27 protein-coding genes are annotated in these 22,081 nt (G+C 51.2%); 9 read left to right on the forward strand and 18 right to left on the reverse strand.

The window, feature by feature from the left end:
- The first annotated feature begins 522 nt into the window (after positions 1 to 522).
- The 4 genes from drpB (at position 523) to A9587_RS11000 (ending at position 3,475) form a co-directional block, all read left to right on the forward strand.
- Positions 523 to 804 carry a cell division protein DrpB gene (gene drpB / locus A9587_RS10985; RefSeq protein WP_242664688.1) on the forward strand — a complete coding sequence of 94 codons (282 nt, stop codon included), beginning with the start codon at positions 523 to 525 and terminating at the stop codon, positions 802 to 804.
- Between the two features lie 39 nt (positions 805 to 843).
- Positions 844 to 1,539, forward strand: coding sequence for a phosphohydrolase (locus A9587_RS10990; RefSeq protein WP_016248840.1), 696 nt, complete (start codon positions 844 to 846; stop codon positions 1,537 to 1,539).
- Between the two features lie 66 nt (positions 1,540 to 1,605).
- The gene (gene dcm, locus A9587_RS10995) at positions 1,606 to 3,024 is read left to right on the forward strand and encodes a DNA-cytosine methyltransferase (RefSeq protein ID WP_001157228.1); all 1,419 of its coding nucleotides are present in this window, start codon (positions 1,606 to 1,608) and stop codon (positions 3,022 to 3,024) included.
- Positions 3,005 to 3,475, forward strand: coding sequence for a very short patch repair endonuclease (locus A9587_RS11000; RefSeq protein ID WP_000785975.1), 471 nt, complete (start codon positions 3,005 to 3,007; stop codon positions 3,473 to 3,475). The genes dcm and A9587_RS11000 overlap by 20 nt, the downstream gene beginning before the upstream one ends.
- Here A9587_RS11000 and yedA read toward each other — a convergent pair.
- Entirely contained in the window at positions 3,464 to 4,384 is a 921-nt protein-coding gene (gene yedA, locus A9587_RS11005; protein WP_001212246.1) for a drug/metabolite exporter YedA, read from the reverse strand. The genes A9587_RS11000 and yedA overlap by 12 nt on opposite strands.
- 172 nt (positions 4,385 to 4,556) lie before the next feature.
- On the opposite strand from yedA, the gene A9587_RS11010 reads away from it, so the two are divergent.
- The 3 genes from A9587_RS11010 (at position 4,557) to dgcQ (ending at position 7,622) form a co-directional block, all read left to right on the forward strand.
- Complete coding sequence (locus tag A9587_RS11010; protein WP_105263867.1) at positions 4,557 to 5,474, forward strand: DUF808 domain-containing protein; 918 nt, start codon at positions 4,557 to 4,559, stop codon at positions 5,472 to 5,474.
- 78 nt (positions 5,475 to 5,552) lie between these two features.
- Positions 5,553 to 5,735 carry a YodC family protein gene (locus tag A9587_RS11015; RefSeq protein ID WP_105263868.1) on the forward strand — a complete coding sequence of 61 codons (183 nt, stop codon included), beginning with the start codon at positions 5,553 to 5,555 and terminating at the stop codon, positions 5,733 to 5,735.
- Between the two features lie 192 nt (positions 5,736 to 5,927).
- Entirely contained in the window at positions 5,928 to 7,622 is a 1,695-nt protein-coding gene (dgcQ, locus tag A9587_RS11025; RefSeq protein WP_016248837.1) for a cellulose biosynthesis regulator diguanylate cyclase DgcQ, read from the forward strand.
- Here the strand turns inward: dgcQ and A9587_RS11030 are convergent.
- On the reverse strand, positions 7,619 to 8,434 hold the full coding sequence (locus tag A9587_RS11030; RefSeq protein ID WP_000949098.1) for a mannosyl-3-phosphoglycerate phosphatase-related protein: 816 nt from the start codon (positions 8,432 to 8,434) through the stop codon (positions 7,619 to 7,621). The two genes, dgcQ and A9587_RS11030, sit on opposite strands and share 4 nt — an antisense overlap.
- A 296-nt stretch (positions 8,435 to 8,730) precedes the next feature.
- Entirely contained in the window at positions 8,731 to 8,958 is a 228-nt protein-coding gene (gene yodD / locus A9587_RS11035) for a peroxide/acid resistance protein YodD (RefSeq protein WP_001516578.1), read from the reverse strand.
- A gap of 162 nt (positions 8,959 to 9,120) precedes the next feature.
- Between yodD and dsrB the strand changes: the two genes are divergently transcribed.
- Positions 9,121 to 9,309, forward strand: a complete 189-nt coding sequence (dsrB, locus tag A9587_RS11045) for a protein DsrB (RefSeq protein WP_000867217.1) — start codon at positions 9,121 to 9,123, stop codon at positions 9,307 to 9,309.
- 43 nt (positions 9,310 to 9,352) lie between these two features.
- Here the strand turns inward: dsrB and rcsA are convergent, their stop codons facing one another.
- The 14 genes from rcsA to fliF form a co-directional block, all read right to left on the reverse strand.
- Positions 9,353 to 9,976, reverse strand: a complete 624-nt coding sequence (gene rcsA, locus A9587_RS11050) for a transcriptional regulator RcsA (RefSeq protein WP_000103995.1) — start codon at positions 9,974 to 9,976, stop codon at positions 9,353 to 9,355.
- Between the two features lie 289 nt (positions 9,977 to 10,265).
- A complete protein-coding gene (gene fliR / locus A9587_RS11055) occupies positions 10,266 to 11,051 on the reverse strand; it encodes a flagellar biosynthetic protein FliR (protein ID WP_105263869.1) in 786 nt (261 codons plus the stop codon).
- An 8-nt stretch (positions 11,052 to 11,059) separates the two neighbouring features.
- Positions 11,060 to 11,329: a flagellar biosynthesis protein FliQ gene (gene fliQ, locus A9587_RS11060; protein ID WP_000187358.1), complete on the reverse strand. Its 270-nt coding sequence runs from the start codon at positions 11,327 to 11,329 to the stop codon at positions 11,060 to 11,062.
- Positions 11,330 to 11,339: 10 nt separating this feature from the next.
- The gene (fliP, locus tag A9587_RS11065; protein ID WP_001253435.1) at positions 11,340 to 12,077 is read right to left on the reverse strand and encodes a flagellar type III secretion system pore protein FliP; all 738 of its coding nucleotides are present in this window, start codon (positions 12,075 to 12,077) and stop codon (positions 11,340 to 11,342) included.
- Positions 12,077 to 12,442 (reverse strand): flagellar biosynthetic protein FliO, encoded by a 366-nt coding sequence (gene fliO / locus A9587_RS11070; protein ID WP_001059112.1) that lies wholly within the window; start codon positions 12,440 to 12,442, stop codon positions 12,077 to 12,079. The genes fliP and fliO overlap by 1 nt, the downstream gene beginning before the upstream one ends.
- Positions 12,443 to 12,444: 2 nt before the next feature.
- Complete coding sequence (fliN, locus tag A9587_RS11075) at positions 12,445 to 12,858, reverse strand: flagellar motor switch protein FliN (protein ID WP_105263870.1); 414 nt, start codon at positions 12,856 to 12,858, stop codon at positions 12,445 to 12,447.
- Entirely contained in the window at positions 12,855 to 13,859 is a 1,005-nt protein-coding gene (gene fliM / locus A9587_RS11080; RefSeq protein WP_105263871.1) for a flagellar motor switch protein FliM, read from the reverse strand. Before fliM ends, fliN begins: the two co-directional genes overlap by 4 nt.
- 4 nt (positions 13,860 to 13,863) lie before the next feature.
- Positions 13,864 to 14,328, reverse strand: a complete 465-nt coding sequence (gene fliL, locus A9587_RS11085; RefSeq protein ID WP_000133098.1) for a flagellar basal body-associated protein FliL — start codon at positions 14,326 to 14,328, stop codon at positions 13,864 to 13,866.
- Between the two features lie 104 nt (positions 14,329 to 14,432).
- Complete coding sequence (locus tag A9587_RS11090; RefSeq protein ID WP_000620131.1) at positions 14,433 to 15,560, reverse strand: flagellar hook-length control protein FliK; 1,128 nt, start codon at positions 15,558 to 15,560, stop codon at positions 14,433 to 14,435.
- Positions 15,557 to 16,000 carry a flagellar export protein FliJ gene (fliJ, locus tag A9587_RS11095; protein ID WP_000807573.1) on the reverse strand — a complete coding sequence of 148 codons (444 nt, stop codon included), beginning with the start codon at positions 15,998 to 16,000 and terminating at the stop codon, positions 15,557 to 15,559. Before fliJ ends, A9587_RS11090 begins: the two co-directional genes overlap by 4 nt.
- Positions 16,001 to 16,018: 18 nt before the next feature.
- Positions 16,019 to 17,392 carry a flagellar protein export ATPase FliI gene (gene fliI, locus A9587_RS11100; RefSeq protein WP_000213265.1) on the reverse strand — a complete coding sequence of 458 codons (1,374 nt, stop codon included), beginning with the start codon at positions 17,390 to 17,392 and terminating at the stop codon, positions 16,019 to 16,021.
- Positions 17,392 to 18,078 carry a flagellar assembly protein FliH gene (gene fliH, locus A9587_RS11105; RefSeq protein ID WP_105263872.1) on the reverse strand — a complete coding sequence of 229 codons (687 nt, stop codon included), beginning with the start codon at positions 18,076 to 18,078 and terminating at the stop codon, positions 17,392 to 17,394. The genes fliI and fliH overlap by 1 nt, the downstream gene beginning before the upstream one ends.
- Positions 18,071 to 19,066: a flagellar motor switch protein FliG gene (gene fliG / locus A9587_RS11110; protein WP_105263873.1), complete on the reverse strand. Its 996-nt coding sequence runs from the start codon at positions 19,064 to 19,066 to the stop codon at positions 18,071 to 18,073. The genes fliH and fliG overlap by 8 nt, the downstream gene beginning before the upstream one ends.
- The gene (gene fliF, locus A9587_RS11115) at positions 19,059 to 20,717 is read right to left on the reverse strand and encodes a flagellar basal-body MS-ring/collar protein FliF (protein WP_105263874.1); all 1,659 of its coding nucleotides are present in this window, start codon (positions 20,715 to 20,717) and stop codon (positions 19,059 to 19,061) included. The genes fliG and fliF overlap by 8 nt, the downstream gene beginning before the upstream one ends.
- Before the next feature lie 214 nt (positions 20,718 to 20,931).
- Here fliF and fliE point away from each other — a divergent pair, with 214 nt between their 5' ends.
- Entirely contained in the window at positions 20,932 to 21,246 is a 315-nt protein-coding gene (fliE, locus tag A9587_RS11120; RefSeq protein WP_001274304.1) for a flagellar hook-basal body complex protein FliE, read from the forward strand.
- A gap of 404 nt (positions 21,247 to 21,650) precedes the next feature.
- On the opposite strand, the gene pliG is transcribed toward fliE, so the two are convergent.
- Positions 21,651 to 22,052 (reverse strand): g-type lysoyme inhibitor PliG, encoded by a 402-nt coding sequence (pliG, locus tag A9587_RS11125; RefSeq protein ID WP_000700038.1) that lies wholly within the window; start codon positions 22,050 to 22,052, stop codon positions 21,651 to 21,653.
- Positions 22,053 to 22,081: the final 29 nt, after the last annotated feature.

Raw genomic sequence — 22,081 nt, forward strand, 5'->3', positions numbered from 1 at the left:
TTTAAAAGATTTCAAAATGTTTCTATCTTATTTAATATAATTCAAAATTATGAATTTCAGATACAAAAATTCATGTCATTTATGGTTGTATATCAATAGATTATTGATTTTGCGGAAGGATAGTTTGTGTCAATGAGTGTTGCACCAAAGACCCTGAGTGATCTTGCGCACATTATGAATGGCATAAAAAAAGCCGGCATCATGCCGGCCCAAAAATATAAACAAGACGATAAAGGCTAATAACGGAGTTATCATGACACAGAAAACGAAAAAGGTATAATTGTATTCAGTGCTAATATATTCAATATGTGAATTAATTAATTATCCACTGCCGAAAGGAAAATACTTTCTTATTTGTTTTTTCTACAAATAATAGCCATTGGCTAAGATTTATATATTTGTTCAAAAAATGAGTGAGACTTGACTGTCTCAACTAATGTGGAAAAATGTGACTTTTATCACATAATAGTGCTAAGTCTGAATTTCCCGGGTTATCTCAAAATGGAGTACGGTTCGACAACGATGGAAGAGAGACTTTCTCGCAGCCCTGGCGGCAAACTGGCTTTATGGGCTTTCTATACATGGTGTGGCTATTTCGTCTGGGTAATGGCGCGTTACATTTGGGTGATGAGCAGGATCCCGGATGCCCCCGTGTCGGGATTTGAAAGTGATTTAGGCTCTACCGCAGGAAAGTGGTTAGGGGCATTAGTGGGATTTTTGTTTATGGCCCTGGTCGGAGCGTTGTTAGGTGGTATTGCGTGGTACACCCGACCCCGACCCGTGCGTAGCAGACGCTATGAGTAAAAACTGCTAAGGTTGCGACTCATTTGCAGCGGAGCGTGTATGGATTTACAACACTGGCAGGCACAGTTTGAAAACTGGTTTAAAAACCATCAAACGCACCAGGACGTGGCCCATGACCTGTGTCATTTTCGTCGTGTCTGGGCGACAGCGCAGAAACTGGCGGCAGATGAAGACGTCGATATGCTGGTCATTTTAACCGCCTGTTATTTTCACGATATTGTGAGCCTGGCGAAAAATCATCCGCAACGGCAGCGCTCCTCATTACTGGCGGCAGAAGAGGCGCGTCGCATTTTAAGTGCGGAATTTGTCGATTTTCCGCCAGAGAAAATAGACGCCATTTGCCATGCTATCGCGGCACACAGTTTCAGCGCACAAATTACACCTTTAACGGCGGAAGCCAAAATCGTGCAGGATGCAGACAGACTGGAAGCCTTAGGCGCGATTGGTCTGGCGCGAGTGTTTGCGGTCTCAGGCTCGCTGGGTGTGGCGTTGTTTGACGGTGAAGACCCGTTCGCGCAGCATCGCCCGCTTGATGATAAACGCTACGCGCTGGATCATTTCCAGACTAAGCTGCTGAAACTACCGCAAACCATGCAAACGACAAAAGGTAAACAACTGGCGCAACACAACGCCCGTTTTCAGGTGGAGTTTATGGCTAAACTCAGCGCTGAACTGGCGGGCGAGAATGAAGGTGTGGATCATGACGTGATTCGTGCCTTTTCTCCAGCAGGCTGACCGCGTGGCCCTAAACTGAAGTAATTATGTTAACCTGTCGGCCATCTCAGATGGCCGGTTAAATCTATGCAGGAAAATATATCAGTAACCGATTCATACAGCACCGGGAATGCCGCACAGGCAATGCTGGAGAAACTGCTGCAAATTTATGATGTTAAAACATTGGTGGCACAACTTAATGGCGTGGGTGAGAATCACTGGAGCGCGGCGATTTTAAAACGTGCGCTGGCGAATGATTCGGCATGGCACCGTTTAAGTGAGAAAGAGTTCGCTCATCTGCAAACGTTGTTACCCAAACCACCTGCACATCATCCGCACTATGCGTTTCGTTTTATCGATCTGTTTGCCGGAATTGGTGGCATCCGTCGCGGTTTTGAGTCGATTGGCGGTCAATGCGTGTTTACCAGTGAATGGAATAAACATGCGGTACGCACCTACAAAGCGAATCATTATTGCGACCCGGCTACGCATCACTTTAATGAAGATATCCGCGACATTACCCTGAGCCATAAAGAGGGCGTGAGCGATGAAGCAGCGGCGGCACATATTCGTCAGCACATTCCTGAACATGATGTTTTATTGGCCGGTTTTCCTTGCCAGCCGTTTTCCCTGGCTGGCGTATCGAAAAAGAACTCTCTTGGTCGCGCGCACGGTTTTGCCTGCGATACCCAGGGGACGTTGTTTTTTGATGTGGTACGCATTATCGACGCCCGCCGTCCGGCGATTTTTGTACTTGAAAACGTCAAAAACCTGAAAAGTCACGACCAGGGCAAAACGTTCCGCATCATCATGCAGACGCTGGACGAACTGGGCTATGACGTAGCCGATGCAGAAGATAATGGCCCGAACGATCCGAAGATCATTGATGGCAAACATTTTTTACCGCAGCACCGTGAACGCATTGTGCTGGTGGGTTTCCGTCGCGATCTTAATCTGAAGCAAGATTTTACCCTGCGTGATATCAGCGATTGTTTCCCTGCGCAGCGAGTGACGCTGGCGGAGTTGCTGGATCCGATAGTCGAAGCGAAATATATTCTGACGCCGGTGCTGTGGAAGTACCTCTATCGCTATGCGAAAAAACATCAGGCGCGCGGTAACGGCTTCGGGTACGGGATGGTTTATCCGAACAATCCGCAAAGTGTCACGCGCACGCTTTCTGCCCGCTATTACAAAGATGGCGCAGAAATTTTAATCGATCGCGGCTGGGATATGGCAACAGGTGAGAAAGACTTTGACGATCCGCAGAATCAGCAACATCGTCCGCGTCGGTTAACACCTCGTGAATGCGCACGGTTGATGGGCTTTGAAGCGCCGCATGAAGCGAAATTCCGCATTCCGGTTTCTGACACTCAGGCCTATCGCCAGTTCGGCAACTCGGTAGTCGTACCGGTCTTTGCCGCGGTGGCAAAACTGCTCGAGCCAAAAATCAAACAGGCGGTAGCGTTGCGTCAGCAAGAGGCACAACATGGCCGACGTTCACGATAAGGCCACGCGTAGCAAAAATATGCGCGCGATTGCCACGCACGATACAGCAATCGAGAAGCGCCTGGCCAGCCTGTTAACCGGACAGGGGCTGATGTTTCGCGTTCAGGGTGCCAGTCTACCCGGACGTCCGGATTTTGTCCTCGATGAGTATCGCTGCGTGATATTTACCCACGGCTGCTTCTGGCACCATCATCATTGCCATTTGTTCAAAGTTCCTGCCACACGAACGGAGTTCTGGCTGGAGAAGATAGGTAAAAATGTCGAGCGCGATCGTCGTGATATTAATCGATTGCAGGAACTCGGCTGGCGTGTATTGATTGTCTGGGAGTGTGCGTTACGTGGGCGAGAGAAGTTGACGGACGCGGCGCTGACCGAGCGTCTGGAAGAGTGGATCTGCAGCGAGGGTGCCAGCGCGCAGATCGACTCTCTGGGGATTCATTTACTCGCTTGATGTGTCCTGAATGACGGGGGCGACAACGGGTTTAGCAGGAAAGAGATATTTCCCCAGCGTTACCAGCACCACCGCGAAGACAATCACGCCCAGTGCCAGCCATTCAATCCGCGATAGCGTTTCGCCACCCAGCCCCGTACCCAGCAATACCGCGACCACCGGGTTAACATAAGCGTAGCTGGTCGCCAGGGCCGGGCTGACATTGCGGATTAAATACATATAAGCGTTGATGGCGATGATCGAACCAAACAGCGCCAGATAGCCGACCGCCAGGAAGCCCGAAAGAGAAGGGAGCGCCGTCAGTTTTTCACCCGCAATCATCGATGCGATCATTAACACCACGCCTGCCGCCAGCATTTCAATGGCTCCCGCCATCATCCCCACTGGCAGAGTGATTCGTGAGCCATAAACTGAACCAAATGCCCAACTCACAGACCCGATCAAAATCAGGATCGCGCCCCACGGATTGCCGCTTAAATTACCGCCACTGTTGAGCATGATGATCCCCGCTAACCCAATGGCGATGCCAAGCCACTCCAGTTTGCGCGTTTTTATGCCAAACAGGCGGCTGAAGCACAGGGTAAAGAGTGGCACCGTTGCCACCACCACGGCGGCAATGCCGGAAGGGACGTTTTGATGTTCGGCTACCGTTACCATGCCGTTACCGACAGCCAGCAGTAACAGGCCAATAAGCGCGGCATTAAGCAGTGGACGTAGCGGCGGCAATTTGTGCCCGCGCAGCAGTAAAAATGCCATTAGTAAAATACCGGCTGCCAGAAAGCGCACGCCCGCCATCATTAACGGTGGCCAGCTTTCTACCCCAATCCGAATGACAAAATAGGTTGAGCCCCAAATGATATACAGCGCAAACAGTGCGCCAAAAAGCGGTAACAACTGGCGGAAACGCATAATCCCTCACGATGGAAATAAAAAGGCGGTTCATAGTAAACGTGAAAATCATTTCACTGGCGAGAGATATAATCGTAATTGATTGTTAATAAAATGTTGACTTGTGAAGCAAGTATCAGACAAGCCGATTTTGCTTCATACTTAGCACCGTCAACAATAAAAATGAGAGGGAATGCTTTTGGCCGGGAGTAGTTTATTGACGTTGCTCGATGATATCGCCACTTTGCTGGACGATATCTCCGTGATGGGCAAGCTGGCGGCGAAGAAAACCGCTGGTGTATTAGGGGATGACTTGTCGCTCAATGCGCAACAAGTTTCAGGTGTGCGTGCCAACCGGGAATTACCCGTGGTCTGGGGCGTGGCGAAGGGATCGCTCATCAACAAAGTGATTCTGGTGCCGTTGGCGCTGATCATCAGTGCGTTTATCCCGTGGGCGATTACACCGCTGTTGATGATTGGCGGTGCATTTCTCTGCTTTGAAGGGGTAGAGAAGGTGCTGCATATGCTGGAGGCGCGTAAGCATAAAGAGGATCCGGCACAGAGTCAGCAGCGTCTGGAAAAACTGGCAGCGCAGGATCCGCTGAAGTTCGAAAAGGACAAAATAAAAGGGGCGATTCGTACCGATTTTATTTTGTCTGCGGAAATTGTCGCTATCACGCTGGGGATTGTGGCGGAAGCGCCGTTGCTTAATCAGGTGCTGGTACTTTCAGGGATCGCACTGGTGGTTACCGTGGGCGTCTACGGTCTGGTGGGGATCATCGTTAAGATTGATGATCTGGGTTACTGGCTGGCGGAAAAATCCAGTACGGTTATACAGGCGCTGGGCAAGGGGTTATTGATTATCGCGCCCTGGCTGATGAAAGCGTTATCGATCGTCGGCACGCTGGCGATGTTTCTCGTCGGTGGTGGCATTGTGGTACATGGTATTGCGCCGCTGTATCATGCTATTGAACATTTCTCCGGGCAGCAGAGTGCGCTGGTGGCGATGATATTACCGACTGTTTTAAATCTGATTCTTGGTTTTATCATCGGTAGCATCGTCGTATTGGCAGTGAAAGCAGTAGCGAAAATGCGCGGTCAGGTACATTAATATTCTCACTGGCTGGTATGCAAAATTCGCCATTCTCGACTAAGGTGAACAAGTTTCACTCGAAAAAAGGAGGCGAGTATGAGCTTTGTGGTGAGTGAGGAAGTAACGGTTAAAGAGGGCGGCCCGCGGATGATTGTTACCGGGTATTCCAGCGGCATGGTTGAGTGTCGCTGGTATGACGGTTACGGCGTCAAACGGGAAGCCTTTCATGAAACTGAGCTTGTTCCGGGGGAGAAGCGTCGTTCATCGGAAGAAGTTTAAAAGCGTATAATTAACACCAGGGCAGATAAGGCGTTCACGCCGTATCCGGCGATTGTGCCAACGTTGGCATTGAAAGCCTGATGCGACGCTGGCGCGTCTTATCATGCCTCGTTATAAAAATATTGTTGTTTGGCGGTACGCTATTGCCAGGTTATGCCAGAATCATAAGAAAGCAGGTTGGGAGTTGTCAGGGTGCTGCACGAGACAGAAATGGAAAACCAGAGCTGGCTGAAAAAACTCGCGCGCCGCCTGGGGCCTGGTCATGTCGTTAATCTCTGCTTTATTGTGGTGTTGATCTTCTCAACTTTACTCACATGGCGTGAAGTCGTCGTACTGGAAGATGCCTATATTTCAAGTCAGCGTAACCATCTGGAAAATGTTGCCAACGCGCTTGATAAACAACTGCAATATAACGTTGATAAGTTATTATTTTTGCGTAACGGGATGCGCGAAGCCCTCGTTGCGCCGCTCGATTTCACCTCTCTGCGCAATGCCGTTACCGAGTTCGAACAACGTCGCGATGAACATGCCTGGCAGATAGAACTCAACAGACGACGTACCCTGCCGGTAAATGGCGTCTCTGATGCGTTAGTCAGCGAGGGGGATCTGCTTTCTCGCGAAAATGAATCCCTGGACAACGAAATTACCGCCGCGCTGGAAGTCGGTTACTTGCTGCGACTGGCGCACAACTCCTCGTCGATGGTTGAACAGGCGATGTATGTCTCGCGCGCCGGATTTTACGTTTCTACGCAGCCGACGCTGTTTATGCGAAGTGTGCCCGGGCGTTACTACGAATTTGTCACCCAACCCTGGTTTATCGGTCATTCACAACGAGAAAACCGCCAACGTGCGGTGCGTTGGTTTACCTCTCAGCATGACCATAACAATGTTACTGAACCACAAGTCACTGTAAGCGTGCCGGTTGACAGCAATAATTACTGGTATGGCGTGCTGGGAATGAGTATTCCCGTGCGTTCAATGCAGCAATTTTTACAAAATGCTATCGATAAAAATCTCGACGGTGAATATCAACTCTACGACAGTAAACTGAAATTATTGACCTCTTCCAACCCGGAGAATCCTACCGAAGATCTCTTTGATCCTCGCGAACTGGCATCACTTGCGCAGGCCATTGAACACGATACGCGCGGTGGAATCCGGATGAACAGTCGCTATGTTAGCTGGGAACGGCTGGATCATTTTGACGGGGTATTAGTGCGAATCCATACGCTTAGCGAAGGTGTGCGTGGTGATTTCGGCAGTATCAGCATTGCATTAACCCTGTTGTGGGCGCTCTTCACAACCATGTTACTTATCTCCTGGTATGTGATTCGCCAGATGGTCAGCAATATGTTTGTCCTGCAAAGCTCGTTGCAATGGCAGGCGTGGCACGACACTTTAACCCGCCTGTATAACCGTGGCGCACTGTTCGAAAAAGCGCGTCCGCTGGCCAAAATGTGCCAGACACACAAACATCCTTTTTCTGTCATTCAGGTCGACCTTGACCATTTTAAAGCGATTAATGACCGCTTTGGTCACCAGGCGGGCGACCGTGTGTTGTCACATGCTGCCGGATTAATTAGTCGTTCATTACGACCCCAGTATGTTGCCGGACGGGTTGGTGGTGAGGAGTTTTGTGTGATTCTGCCTGGCGCCAGCCTGGAGCAGGCAAAAGAAGTTGCCGAACATATTCGTCTGAAGCTGAATGAAAAAGAGATGTTGATTGCCAAGAGCAAGACTATCCGCATCAGTGCTTCATTGGGGGTGAGCAGCAGTGAAGAAACCGGTGATTATGATTTTGAACAATTGCAATCGCTGGCCGATCGTCGGCTGTATCTCGCTAAACAAGCAGGACGTAATCGGGTCTGCGCCAGTGATACCCCTTAACGGACGGTAAAAAAGTGATCCAACCCCTCGCGCCAGCCATCAGGACCTTCTCGCTGCGTTCGCCAGACACGAGGCGGATCCTCATTTTGCAGATGAATGCCTTCCCGGTTTAGCCCTTTCACAATGACCGCGTAATCCATCACTTCCAGTAATGGCGCGTCATTTGGACCATCGCCTAAGCCAAGCGTCGTCGGACGTTCTCCGCCTGATTGTTGATATGCCGCGATGATCCAGTTGGCGGCCTGATCTTTTCCGGCAGAGGCGTCCAACACATGCCAGAAGCGAGCGCCCTGGACAAACTGCAACCCTAACTCGTTCAGGCGAGCGGTAAATTGCGTCATTTGCTCGTCACTGTCGCGCCAGATGAGCGTGACCGAGGCTTCATGCAATTGCGTCAGCGCCGCCTGGCTACGGCTTAATCCAGTCCATTCAGCAATGGTTGTCTCATCGACATCATCAAAAGTGGTGAATTTGAAATGTTCTTTCTCGCGTAACGTATTCAACACCAGACTGATTTCACTATGGGCAATACCCGAGATGATACGGGGGAAACCATCTATATCTTGCCATTGATGATCCAGTTGGATCACCGCTCCGTTTTCGGCAATCAGCGGCAACCCTTGCAGACCCAGGATTTTTTGCAAGTACAGCATTTCCGCCGACGTTTTACTGCTGCAGAGAATCACTGGAACGTCTGCTTCTCGTAAACGGTTTAGCCAGGGAGCGGCAGGCTGCCAGTCATAGCTATGACTGTCCAACAGGGTGCCATCGAGATCGGTGAAAATCAGCAGTGGTTGTTGAATTGAAAGCATGGTAGCGCATACTCCCTTTACCAGGATGTTTCTCAAAATAGCACGATTTGTATTTGATCATTTTTTGGGAGCGATCCCGCCCGTAGCAGAGGCCATAAGGGGTGACGAAAGTCACAATTTCATTCATTAGTGATATTAATCATTCATGTAAAGAATATTTCCTTGTCAGCGAAAAAAATTGCAGATAAGGTGATGAACACATCAGATTTCCTGGTGTAACGAATTTTTTAAGTGCTTCTTGCTTAAGCAAGTTTGATCCCGACCCCCACAAGGGCCGGGATTTTTTTATGTCGCATTTAGCGGTTTACTTCCGAGACGCTAAAGTCATGAATATCCAGTTCAAAGGCATCCGCTAATTCACGCCATGTATGGTATTCACGACCATCGATACTGACGTGTTCTGAATCACTCTGGCTGCGATGAACTTCGCTTTCGCTAATTTCATTGATCGCCGCCAGCAGGGCATCGACATCGACGCTGACCTCACGTTTTGCGGTATCGCTGTACTCTTTTGCGGTTTTCATCATCTTTCCTCGCAACCGTTACTCATTTGATGCTGCTGACCGTGATGCACGCCTGGCATCTTTTAAGTATAGACCGTCGAGAAAATCAGCACTCGCGCTCATCCGGCGCTGCCAGCAAAAAGAAATTGTTCTACACTGGCACAAAGCCACAGGAGGAAAATGATGAAGGTGAATGATCGGGTAACAGTCAAAACGGATGGCGGTCCGCGTCGTCCTGGCGTGGTACTGGCAGTTGAGGAGTTTAGTGAAGGCACAATGTACCTGGTTTCGCTGGAAGACTACCCGCTCGGCATCTGGTTCTTTAATGAGGCAGGGCATCAGGACGGTATCTTTGTGGAGAAAGCAGAGTAATTTCATTCAGCCTGACTGGTGGGAAACCACCAGTCAGAATGTGTTAGCGCATGTTGACAAAAATACCATTAGTCACATTATCCGTCAGTCGGACGACATGATAGATAACCTGTTTATTATGCGTTTTGATCTTACGTTTAATATTGCCTTTATGCGATGAAACGGTCTTGGCTTTGATATTCATTTGGTCGGAGATCTGAATGGTTCCCTGACCAGCCATCCACATTCGCAACATACTCGATTCGGTTCGACTCAATGATAACGTCGGCATATTTAAAACAGTGGCCATTGTTGTCTCTTTTTTCAGAATATCGCCAAGGATATCATCGAGAGATTCCGGTTTAATTGATTTAGAACTAATCAATAAATTTTTTCTGACCAACAGATATTCATCAAAATGAACATTGGCAATTGCCATAAAAACGATAAATAACGTATTGGGATGTTGATTAATGATGTGCTTGATACGCTGACTGTTAGAAGCATCGTGGATAAAACAGTCCTCATTAATAAACACCACTGAAGGGCGCTGTGAATCACAAGCGATGGCAAGGTCATCAACGGTTTCGATGTCGTTGATTTCTCTTTTTTTAACCCCTCTACTCAACAGATACCCGGTCAAACCTAGCCGGGTGTAACTACATAAATCCATAATAATCGTTGACATGGCATACCCTCACTCAATGCGTAACGATAATTCCCCTTACCTGAATATTTCATCATGACTAAACGGAACAACAAGCATCACCTAATGCGGCACTCTCGCGATTTTTCAGGCGGACTTACTATCCCGTAAAGTTCTTTATAATTTGCCTGGAATTGTCTTAAAGTAAAGTAAATGTTGTGATATGTGAGTGAGACTAAAATAAATATTGCGCCAGCGGAGTATCCTGGAAGATGTAGCCTGATTTTATTTTTCGGATAATCCTTAGGATAACACGATAAACATTACGGAATCATATTGCTGGAAATTCGCTAATAATATCGGCAAGCAAATTAAAAATTTCACTGAATAAATGTTCGCAAAACGGAGCAATTAACGGCATTAATGCTGCCATTAATGAAATACCGACCGTCAGAGTTAATGGAAAACCGATAACGAAAATTGATAATTGCGGAGCCATACGATTAAGTAATCCCAGCGCCAGATTCAGTGTCAGCAGCAGGGTAATAATCGGTAATGCCAGCATCAATCCGCTGAGAAAAATTAAACTTCCTGCTTTGGTGAGCGCCAGAAACGCATTGTTGTTAAGCGGCTCGCCCCCAATAGGCAGAGTGTGAAACGTATCGACCAGCAGCGAAATCAACCATAAATGGCCGTTAAATGTCAGGAACAACAGCAGAGCCAGCATATCCATAATACGCGCCAGAACGGGCATATTAAGATGGCTGCCTGGATCGACGAATGTCGCAAATGAAAGCCCCATTTGCAGACCGATAATTTCTCCAGCAGTTCGCACAGCGGCAAAGGCAAATTGCATGGTAAACCCAAGGGCAATGCCAATCAGGATTTGCTGCACCGCCAGCCACAGGGCATGGAACGAAAAAACGGGAACATCGTTGGCTGGTAATGCCGGGGCAATAGCGAAAGTGATCATCATCGCGAGTCCCAGTTTCACCCGTTTCGGTATACTACGTTCGCTTAAAATGGGCGCGGTGGAGATCAGCGCCAGCACGCGCAGCAATGGCCAGAAATACAGACTTAACCAGGAAAGCCATTGTTCGCTTGTTACCTGCAACATAGCACGCGCTACCCGATGATATACGGCAGGTTAGTGAACAAGGTGCGGACGTAATCCAGCAACAGGTTGAGCATCCACGGCCCGGCAATAATAATGGCGATAAATACGGCGATGATTTTCGGAATAAACGATAGCGTCATTTCGTTAATCTGCGTGGCAGCCTGCAAAATGCTGATAATAAGGCCAGTCACCAGCGCCACCAGTAGCAGCGGGGCGGCCAGCGCCAGAGCGACTTTCATCGCTTCCGTCCCCATCATCATGACCGATTCAGGTGTCATTTTGCCCCCTCTAACTATAAAAGCTCTGCGCCAGCGAACCGACCAGCAATTGCCAGCCATCCACCAGCACAAACAGCATCAGTTTAAATGGTAGAGCAATGGTCGCGGGGGGCACCATCATCATCCCCAACGCCATCAACACGCTGGCGATCACCAGGTCGATAATCAGGAAAGGAATGAAAATTGTGAAGCCTATCTGGAATGCGGTTTTCAGCTCGCTGGTCACATAGGCCGGTAGCAAAATGCGCATCGGCACGGCTTCCGGTCCCGGCAAGGGGCTGGTATTTGCCAGTCTGGCAAACAACCCTAAATCTGCCTCGCGGGTCTGACGCAGCATAAACTCACGCAGCGGTTGCGCCCCTTTTTCCAGCGCCTCCTGCATTGAGATTTTCTCTTCGCTGAATGGCTGGTACGCATCGACATAAATTTTGTCGATAACCGGTGACATAATAAAAAAGGTCAAAAACAGCGCCAGCCCCAGCAATACCTGGTTGGGCGGGGCGGAGGGGGTTCCCAGCGCGTTACGCAGTAAACCAAAAACGATGATGATGCGAGTGAAACTGGTCATCATCAGTAAAATCGCCGGAATAAACGTCAGCGAGGTGATGAACACCAGCGTCTGCACCGGAAGCGACCAGCTTTGTCCTCCGCCAGGCAGCGGTTGGCTGGTGATGCCAGGCAGTTGCGCAAAGGCGAGGGGGCTGACCAGCCAGAGAAGAGCAGGAGCGACAGATAACAGACGACGCATCAGGATCTCCCGTTACGCTTGAGCAAATTTTTCATTAGCGACTGGAAATCGGCCTGTGGCATCTCTTCCGTTGGCGCAGAAGGGGGAAGTTTATGCAACAGATTGATTTGCCCTGCGGTGACGCCGAGTACCAGTCGTGCATCTTCCACATCGATCACCACTACCCGCTCGCGCGCGCCAAGTGAAGCGCTGGCGCTGACTCTTAACCCGCGGGCGTCGCTGCGTTTGGCGGCAAATCCCAGCCGTTTCACCAGCCACGCTGCAGCGAGAATCAGGACAATAATGGCAATTAATGCGCCACTCACCTGCAGGAGCGGCGCAGTGGAAACCGGCGTGGTTGGTTGCACGGTGGCGTGGTTATTCATCACTAACGGCTCAGGCGGCGCATCCGCTCAGACGGGGTAATGATATCGGTGATCCGCACGCCATATTTATCGGCAACGACCACAACTTCGCCCTGGGCGATTAAATAGCCATTGATCAGAATATCCAGCGGTTCGCCAGCCAGACCGTCCAGCGCCACCACTGATCCTTGCGTCAGGCGCAACAGCTCTTTGATAGTCATTCGTGTGCGACCCAGTTCGACGGTCAGTTTGACCGGAATATCCATAATCAGGTCGATATCCTGCAATGTTCCACTGACGTCGCCGCCACCAAGCTGTTGGAACACCGCCTCAGTGGCGCTTTTGCTGCTGGTTGATTTTTGTTCGCTCAACGCTTCAGCCCACAGATCGTCCATTGCGCCGTTGTTGTCATCGGCCGGATTATTCAAGTCACTCATTTGGGCTGTTCCTCGTTCAGAGAATTCAAAATCGGGTTAATCAAATGTTCTATCCGTAACGCATACTGGCCATTGATGGTGCCGTACTGGCTGGTCAGCACCGGAACGCTGTCAACGTGCGCGATGATACGATCGGGTTTTTCTATCGGCAGGACATCGCCGGGTTTCAGTTTCAAAATCTGCGACAGGCGCAGCGAAATATCGGCAAAGTTGGCGATCAACTCCAGTTGTGAATGCTGTACCTGACGCACCAGATTATCGCGCCAGTTCTGATCTTCATTACGCGAGTTTTCCAGTGGCGGGTTAACCAACAATTCCCGCAGCGGCTCGATCATGCTGAATGGCAGGCAGATATTAAATTCACCGGTCAGGTTGCCAATTTCGACATGAAAAGGCGTATTAACCACAATGTCGTTTGGTGAGGTGGTGATATTGGTAAATTTCACCTGCATTTCCGAACGTACATACTCGACTTCCAGCGGATTAATCGCCTTCCAGGCGTCGCTATAGCCTTCAAGCGCCAGCTTTAACATGCGGTTGATGACGCGCTGTTCGGTATGGGTAAACTCGCGACCTTCCACTTTGGTAGGGAACCGACCATCGCCGCCAAACAGGTTATCCACGGCAATAAACACCAGGCTTGGCGAGAACACCACCAGTCCTGTGCCGCGCAGCGGTTTCAGGTGGATAAGGTTAAGGTTGGTCGGCACCGGCAGGTTGCGGGCAAATTCATGATATGGCTGGATACGGATCGCCCCGACGGTGATGTCCGGGCTACGACGCAGCAGGTTAAACAGCCCCATGCGGAAATGTCGGGCAAAACGTTCATTAATGATTTCCAGCGCCTGCAAACGTTCGCGCACAACCCGTCGTTGCGTATTGGGATCGTAAGGCCGAATGTCATTGTCGCTGGTCACGCCGGAAGTCGGTTCGTCTTTGACCTCGCTGTCGCCATTCAACAGTGCATCAATTTCAGCTTGAGAAAGAATACTATCGCCCATGTCGTTATCGCAGAATAAAAGCGGTATACAGCACGTCGGTGACATCCTGTTTCGGTTGCCCGGCAACAAGCGGGGTGGAGAGTATGGCTTTAATCGCGGCAATCAGCTTTTGCTTGCCTTCTTCGGTTGCCAGCACGGCGGCATCCTGACGCGAAAACAGTAACAGCAAGCGACTACGGACTTCCGGCAAATACTCGCTCAGGCGCGAACGGGTGGTTTCATCTTTTAGTCGCAGAGTAATACCGATATAAAGCACACGATCCGCATCGCCCAGGTTGACCGTAAAAGTGTCCAGTGCGTAGAAGACCGGTGAGGGCATGACATGTTGCTGCGCATTGTCGTCAGTCGCCGCCTGATGCGAGTGCCAGTAGCTGTACCCCGCGCTGGCGCAGGCCGCGAGAGTAATGAATACCAGAATCGGGAACCAAAGCGATCGCTTGCTTTTCTTGCTTATCGCGTAATCAGTCATGTGTTGCGGTCTTCCTGTGTCGCTACTGCTTATCGGTTAATTATCCTGTGTCTTGATCGCGACAAAGCGGGGAAAAGACGCAGATTAAGGGGGTACCTCTGACGTTAGGCGAAAATATCAACGCCACTGTTGCCTGCTACACGCCCTCGTAAAGAGGCAGAAATTGGCAGTGCATCGTCATCTTCGCCAGCCTGGCGTTCATGGTTTATTGTGCGCTGGCCTTGCTGTTGCTGAGACGCTGCCTGTTGCTGACCGCTAGAACTTTCGCCGCTGATATTGCTCTGCCCCAACTGAATACCGCTTTCTGCCAGTTGTGTACGCAGTACCGGAAGAGCCGCTTCCAGGGCGGCGCGCACGTGCTGATGCGGCGAAACCATCTGGATTTGCGCCTGGTTGTCATCCACTTTGAGGGAGATGTGCACTTCACCTAAATCCTGCGGGTGCAAACGCAATTCAGCGCTTTGTTGCCCCTGACGGGTAAACAGTGAAATATGTTGGCTTAAGGATTGTTGCCATTCATGGGAACCCAGCGGGGCACTCAAAACAGGCGCTGCGACGGTGGGCAGAGGCTGCGTCTGGTGTGGAGTGATTAGCGGGCTGGCAGCAGCAGTCACTGGCGAAGGTGTGCTGATGACTTCCGCTTTGCTCTGGGCTTCAGCTACCAGCGGTGTTAATGGCTGGACTGACGCTTCAGCGGTGTCGCCAGGCTGTGCTGTTGTGCGTTGCGCAGAAGTCAGTTTTGTGGGGTGTGCTGGCTTTTCTGTCGGTAACACGGTTGATGGTGTGTCAGTTACTTTGGGCGTATTGTCAAAACCCGGCAACATTGCGAAAAGGGCGCTCAGGCTGGCCGCGGCGTCTTCATTAAGATCATCCGCTTTTTCGTCTTTTGCCGTGTCTTTGTCTGGCACCGCAGCCAGCGTAATCGCCTGAGCGGTGATTAATGGTGTTGATGTGGATTGTTCGTCGTTGATGACGGGCTGTGTTCCATCCACAGAGATCCGTAAATCTGGTTGTTGCGCGTCGTTCTGAATATCGCTGACCAGCGGCTCGACTTTGATGACAAGTTTATCTGTCGCCACCAACAATGGGGGCGTAGATTTGTTGTTTGTTGTCTCGCCTGCTAATGCTCCGCTCAACAAAACGAGAAAATCTTGTGCGCTATCGGTGGCTTTACCGCCGGACAGCGTGGTGGTGTCAACGTCAGCGGTAATCAAGGGCGCTAAGCGAATCATTCTGGTTTCCTCATGGCGGCGCGCTGGGCAAACTCATCCATCTTTTTCTGGTCGAGGCGGTTTTCTGCTAACAGTGCCGCCGTGGATTGCCGTTCCTGCAGTGTCTGCCAGGCCTGCAAACGTTGTTTCTTTTCCCGCCAGTTATTCAGGGCAACATCAACTTTCTGTGTCCACTGTGTAAGTTGCTGGTGGTGCTGAGTAATGGCTTTTTCCAGCGTCTGGATAAATTGCTGATAATTAATCCAGCGATTGCTGGTCATTCCTGCACTCATATCGCTATTCAGGTTGTTACGATATTCATTCTGATAATCGATCAGCATTTTGAGTTGCTCTTCTGCCTGCTGGCATCCGCGACGCATTTCACCCAACAGTCGTGCGGCGTTATCCACCTCTTTTTCTGCCAGATCTTTCAGGGTCGCCAGTGCGCCATGTTCTGCCATCTGCTGTTATCTCTTGAGTTATGACACCGTTGGGAAAATGTGCTCCAGCCCCTGGAGAGAGTCTTCCCAGTCCGCGCGTTCAAAAATGCCTTGTTGCAAATAGCCCTCAAGCTGCGGCCATAAGGCGATGGCTTTATCGAGCATGGGATCGCTGCCTTTGGCATAAGCACCAACGCTGACCAGGTCGCGGTTGCGCTGAAAACTCGACAACAACTGTTTGAATGTGCGCACCCGCGCGTAATGTTGCTCGCTGATCAGTGCTGTCATTGCACGGCTGATTGACGCTTCAATATCAATTGCCGGATAGTGTCCGGCTTCCGCCAGACGACGAGACAGTACGATGTGCCCGTCGAGGATCGCCCGCGCGGAGTCGGCAATCGGATCTTGCTGATCATCACCTTCGGTGAGCACGGTATAAAAAGCGGTAATCGAGCCGCCGCCGCTGATGCCGTTTCCGGCACGCTCGACCAACGCCGGTAGTTTGGCGAATACCGATGGAGGATAGCCTTTGGTGGCAGGCGGTTCGCCAATCGCCAGCGCAATTTCACGCTGAGCCATCGCGTAGCGGGTGAGGGAATCCATAATTAGCAACACATGCTGACCCCGATCGCGAAAATCTTCGGCAATGCGCGTGGCATAGGCGGCACCTTGCATTCGCAGGAGCGGAGAAACATCGGCTGGTGCGGCAATCACCACCGAGCGCGCACGCCCTTCAGCACCGAGGATATTCTCAATAAAATCTTTTACTTCGCGTCCACGTTCACCAATTAAACCAACGACAATCACATCTGCACGGGTGTAACGCGCCATCATCCCCAGCAACACACTTTTGCCGACGCCGGAACCGGCAAACAGCCCCATACGCTGCCCGCGTCCGACGGTAAGCAGGGCATTGATTGGACGCACGCCCGTATCCAGCACGTGCTCAATCGGCGTACGTTGCAATGGGTTAAACGGCGGGGTAATTAATGCACCGGTTTCGGTCGTATCGGGGGAGGGCTGGCCGTCGAGTGGTTTACCGCTACCGTCCAGAACGCGACCTAACAACGCCGGACCGAGCGGTAATTGCTTGCCGCTTTGCAACCCTTGTGGGGAGATGTTTTTGGCATAAACGCGTGCGCCAGGCAGTACACCTTCCACTTCCTCCAGCGGCATTAAAAACAGCCGTTGACCGTTAAAGCCAACCACTTCGCTTTCCACTTCGTGAGTTTCAGCGCCATTCTGGCGTTCAATCACACAGGTTGCGCCGAGCGGTAGTTGTAATCCGGTGGCTTCCAGCACCAGCCCGGTAGCGCGGGTTAATCGCCCGTAGCGGCGTACCGCAGGAAGTTGCGCAATTTTGGCTTCAAAGCTATCCAGCGAGGTTAACCAGCGTGTCAGGCGAGTGGTCATCACACCACTCCAGGTGCTGCCAGACGGCAGAGTTCTTGCCAACGGGTGGCGACACTGGCATCGAGATCGCCTTCATCGGCAGAGACTTTACAGCCGCCGGGATGCAGAGTTGGATCGCCGCGCAACCGCCAGCCGTGCAGGCTTAACGTTGCGCCAAGCATCTCATCGACGCGTTGCAGGTCATCCGGATGCACGCGTAACTGTGGTTTGCCGCTGAATAACGGTTCCTGCTGTAGCAACTGCTGGATCTGTTTGATCAGTGCCTGGCTGTCCACCGTGGGCGTCTGACCGATCACCTGACGCGCCGCCTCCAGAGCCATTTGCATCAGCCGCGAAGCTATCACGCTATCCAGCGCGTCAAGGGTGGTCTGGAATTCGCTGACCAGTTGCTGTATCCGCGCATGAATCGGTGCTTGCTGAGATTTCGCCTGCACCAGTCCTTGTTCCAGCCCCTGTGCCAGACCCTCCTGATAGCCTTGTTCATGGCCTGTCTGGCGACCTTCGGCAATCCCCGCCTGATAACCTTGCTCGTGAGCCTGCATTTGCAGTTGTGCCAGTTGTTGTTCAAGGCTGGGCTCGATCTCTTCAGTGACGGTTTCTTCCGGCTCCATCAGCGGCACAAACTCTGCCTGTGGCGGCGCAAGATCGTCAGGCGTCCAGGTTTTCCACGGCAGGTTATCAGACATAGGTGTCCTCGCCGCTGCCAATCACCATCTCGCCGGTTTCGGCAAGACGGCGCACAATCAGCAGAATCGCTTTCTGCTCGTTCTCCACCTGCGACAAACGTACCGGACCACGGTTGGCGAGGTCGTCGCGCAGGATATCGGCGGCGCGTTGCGACATATTGCGCAGGAACTTCTCGCGCAGTGGCTGTTCGGCACCTTTCAGGGCGATCAGCAGCGATTCGGAATCCACTTCCTGCAACAGACGCTGGATACTGCGATCGTCGACATCCACCAGATTTTCGAACAGGAACATTTCGTCGATGATTTTCTGCGCCAGCTCACCGTCAAATTCACGCACGGCGGTAATAACCGCCTCTTCCTGCTGGGTTTTCATCAGGTTGATAATTTCGGCTGCTGTTCTCACGCCGCCTATTTTGCTGCGTTTGAGATTCTGACCGTCGAGCAGACCATTCAGCACTTCGGTCAGTTCCGCCAGCGCGGCAGGCTGTACACCGCCAAAGGTGGCGATACGCAGCATCACGTCGTGACGCAGACGTTCATCGAACAACGCCAGAATATCGGCGGCCTGGGCGCGCTTCAGATGTACCAGAATGGTGGCGATAATCTGTGGATGTTCATCGCGAATAAGATCGGCGGCACTCTGCGGCTCCATGAAGTTGAGCGTTTCTATGCCGCTGGCGGTGTCGCGGGTTTCGAGAATATCTTCCAGCAGGCTGGCGGCACGCTCTTCGCCCAGCGCTTTCACCAGCACCGAACGCAGATAATCGTTGGCGTTAATATTCAGGGCGGCGAACTGTTCAGCTTCTTGTTCAAACTCCGCCAGCACTTCAGTTAACTGTTTATTGGAGATCTGCGTGACATTTGCCATCGCTGCGCTCAGGGTTTGCACTTCGCGCTGGGAGAGGTGCTTGAACACTTCAGCCGCCCGATCTTCGCCAATGGTCATTAGCAAGATGACGCTTTTATCGGTGCCTGTCAGGTTACTCATGATCGTTATTTATCCACTGGCGAATGACCAGCGCTACTACGCGCGGATCGTTATCAGACATGTCACGGATACGCTGGCTCATTACTTCCGCTCCCAGACGTTGGTTAGCACGGCGTTGCTGCAATTGTTCGTCTTTGCTGAGGCGTACTTCCACCGCATCTTCCACTTCCTGGCGAGCCTGTGGCTGCTGTTGTACGGCGCTCGCCGCCTCGGCGCGGCGTGTTAACTGCGGGCGTACCGCTTTACGCCACAGCAGCCACGCCACCAGTAGCACCAGCAACCAGCGACCGGCAGCCAGCAGTTGATCGATAAACACTTGTTGTTGCCAGAACGGCAGTTCTCCACCGCTTTCGTCACCGCTGTTGAAGTGGGAGTTGACGACATTGAGTGAATCGCCGCGCTTTTCAGAAAAGCCCATCGCCTCGCGGGTCAGATCTTCAATTTGCTTCATCTGTTCGGCGCTCAGTGGCAGCGGTTTACCATCCGGCAGCGTTTTGTAATTCACCACGACGGCGACCGACAAACGTTGCACGTCGCCTACGTTCATTTTGGTATGACGAATAGTGCGATCGACTTCGTAGTTGCTGGTTTCATTACGCTGGGTGCTGCGCGGGCCGCTATTACTGGTGGTGCTTGTTTGTTGCTGACGGTTGTTTTGATTTGCCGGAGGCGTACTGATTGGCGCGTTATTGGCAGGCGCGGGCTGATTCGATAATGCGCCAGGCACGCCGCCAGGGTAACCGGAACCGCTTTGTTCGCTCTCATTCAGTTGACGGGAACGGAGCGCCGCCTGTGACGCATTGCCATTAGGGCGATACTGTTCTTCGGTTTGCTCTTTACTGGCGAAATCCAGTTGTGCCGTCACCTGAGCGTGAATATTGCCGTTGCCGACAACTGGTGACAGGATCGCTTCAATACGCCGCTGAATGCGACCTTCGACATCACTGGCATATTTTAACTGGACGTCATTAAGATCGCGCCCGCTGGTGCTGGACTGGGTTAACAGATGCCCACCCTGATCCACCAGCGTGACGTTACCCGGTGGCAATCCGGCTACCGCACTGGAAACCAGATGCACAATGGCACTGATTTGCCCTTCATCCAGCGCGCGACCAGGTAAAAGATTTACCGTCACTGATGCCGAAGGGGATTTTTGTTCACGGACAAATAAAGACGGTTTCGGCATCGCCAGATGCACGCGCGCTCCTTTTACCGGGCCGATAGTTTCGATGGTACGGGAAAGTTCACCTTCCAGCGCTCGCTGATAATTCACCTGTTCGCTGAACTGGCTGATACCAAACTTTTCCTGATCGAGCAGTTCAAAACCGACCGCGCCGCCTTTAGGCAAGCCTTGCTGTGCCAGACGCAGACGTAGCTCGTGAACTTTATCTGCCGGAACTTCAATCGCGCCGCTGGCTTCGCTGAAGCGGTAAGGAATATTCATTTGTGTCAGTTGGCTGACGATCGCACCGCCATCCTGATCGGAAAGATTGCTGAATAACGTGCGGTAATCAGGGGCTTTTGCCCACAGAATTAACGCGACCATCACTGCAACCGCCGCGGAAGCAGCAACAACCAAAGGTATTTTCGGATTTGCGCGCAGGCGATTAAGCCACTCAAGAGATTTTGTCTGGGCTGCAGTCGCATTCATCGCGCACCTCGTGGCAGATGATAGACAGCGGTATTGGCAAAGTGGAACAAGACGCACTCCCGGGTCAGCAAACTCGAAAAATTAACGGCCTCATTATTTGTGGTTTTATTTTTTTCTATGCGCCAATTAACCCATTTTTTTGTCTCTATTTAGCGCCTTTATCTTATTGACTTACTGGTAGGCTCTGCTACCAAGAATTGTCCGGGAGATGAATATGTCAGCGATACAGGGGATTGAAGGGGTTATCAGCCAGTTACAGGCCACGGCGATGAGTGCGCGTGCGCAGGGGACTCTGCCGCAACCGACCATCAGTTTTGCCGGACAGCTTCATGCTGCGCTCGATCGCATTAGCGATACGCAAACCACCGCCCGCACACAGGCAGAAAAATTTACCCTCGGTGAACCCGGCGTAGCGCTAAACGATGTGATGACCGAGATGCAAAAAGCGTCGGTTTCGATGCAAATGGGGATTCAGGTGCGTAATAAGCTGGTGGCGGCGTATCAGGAAGTGATGTCCATGCAGGTGTAGGTTTTGTAACCTGTTGACTATGAGAGTGAAAAGAAGCGCGGCTGTCGGATTGGAGCCGCGGGACAAGGTCCAAAATTATCTAAGAGTTGTTGAATTTCCCAGCTTCTGTTGAAGCATATGCATCTTACTAATAACTAAAAAAGGTTTAAACTAAAAAATTAACCGTATTTTCAGGTAAGTCTTACCGACATATCCTCACCGCATTCAGACGGTTAAAGAAGCCGTATTTAGCGCGTAAACAGGGCGCGGGGGTGTCCCTTATGCCAGCAGATTCAATCGGGTGGGAAGACTCCGGGTCATATTTCATGTGGCAGGAACAGCGTCATAGACAGCCTCTGTCTGTTACTGACAGTTATCCTCAGGTACAGGAAAGCAATGACGGGGATAGCCCCGTCAATTTCTGTTTACTCAATCTGTATGTTGACGCTGTATTTTTTTACTTTGTTTTTACGAGCGTCATTACGGGTTTGAAGCACTCTTAGCTCATATTTACCGGAAGCGGGAAGGATGTACTGACCATTGTCATCAAGCTCGGGAGAATATCTGGAGAGATCAACAGAGTCGCTAATTCCTGGCCCAAAGAGGACAATATCAGCACCCTCATTGGAGATACTGATGTGCACCTTCTGGCCTTTTTTGGCATAGAAGTTATATGTGTCGTAATCGTACCCCTTTATCTCTCCTGAGTACTGGGCGCTACTATGCCCCTTTCTGAACTCAACATTAATGTCCTTGCCAGCGGCAGAGGCCGTTGAGGTTAGCAGTGCAAAAAGAAAAATGGCTTTACCTATGGCATTGATTTTCATGTGTGTTCTCCTCAGTCAGGGTAAAACTG

Origin of the sequence: Escherichia sp. MOD1-EC6162 (assembly GCF_002965125.1) — a bacterium.
GTDB classification, from domain to species: Bacteria; Pseudomonadota; Gammaproteobacteria; order Enterobacterales; family Enterobacteriaceae; genus Escherichia; species Escherichia marmotae.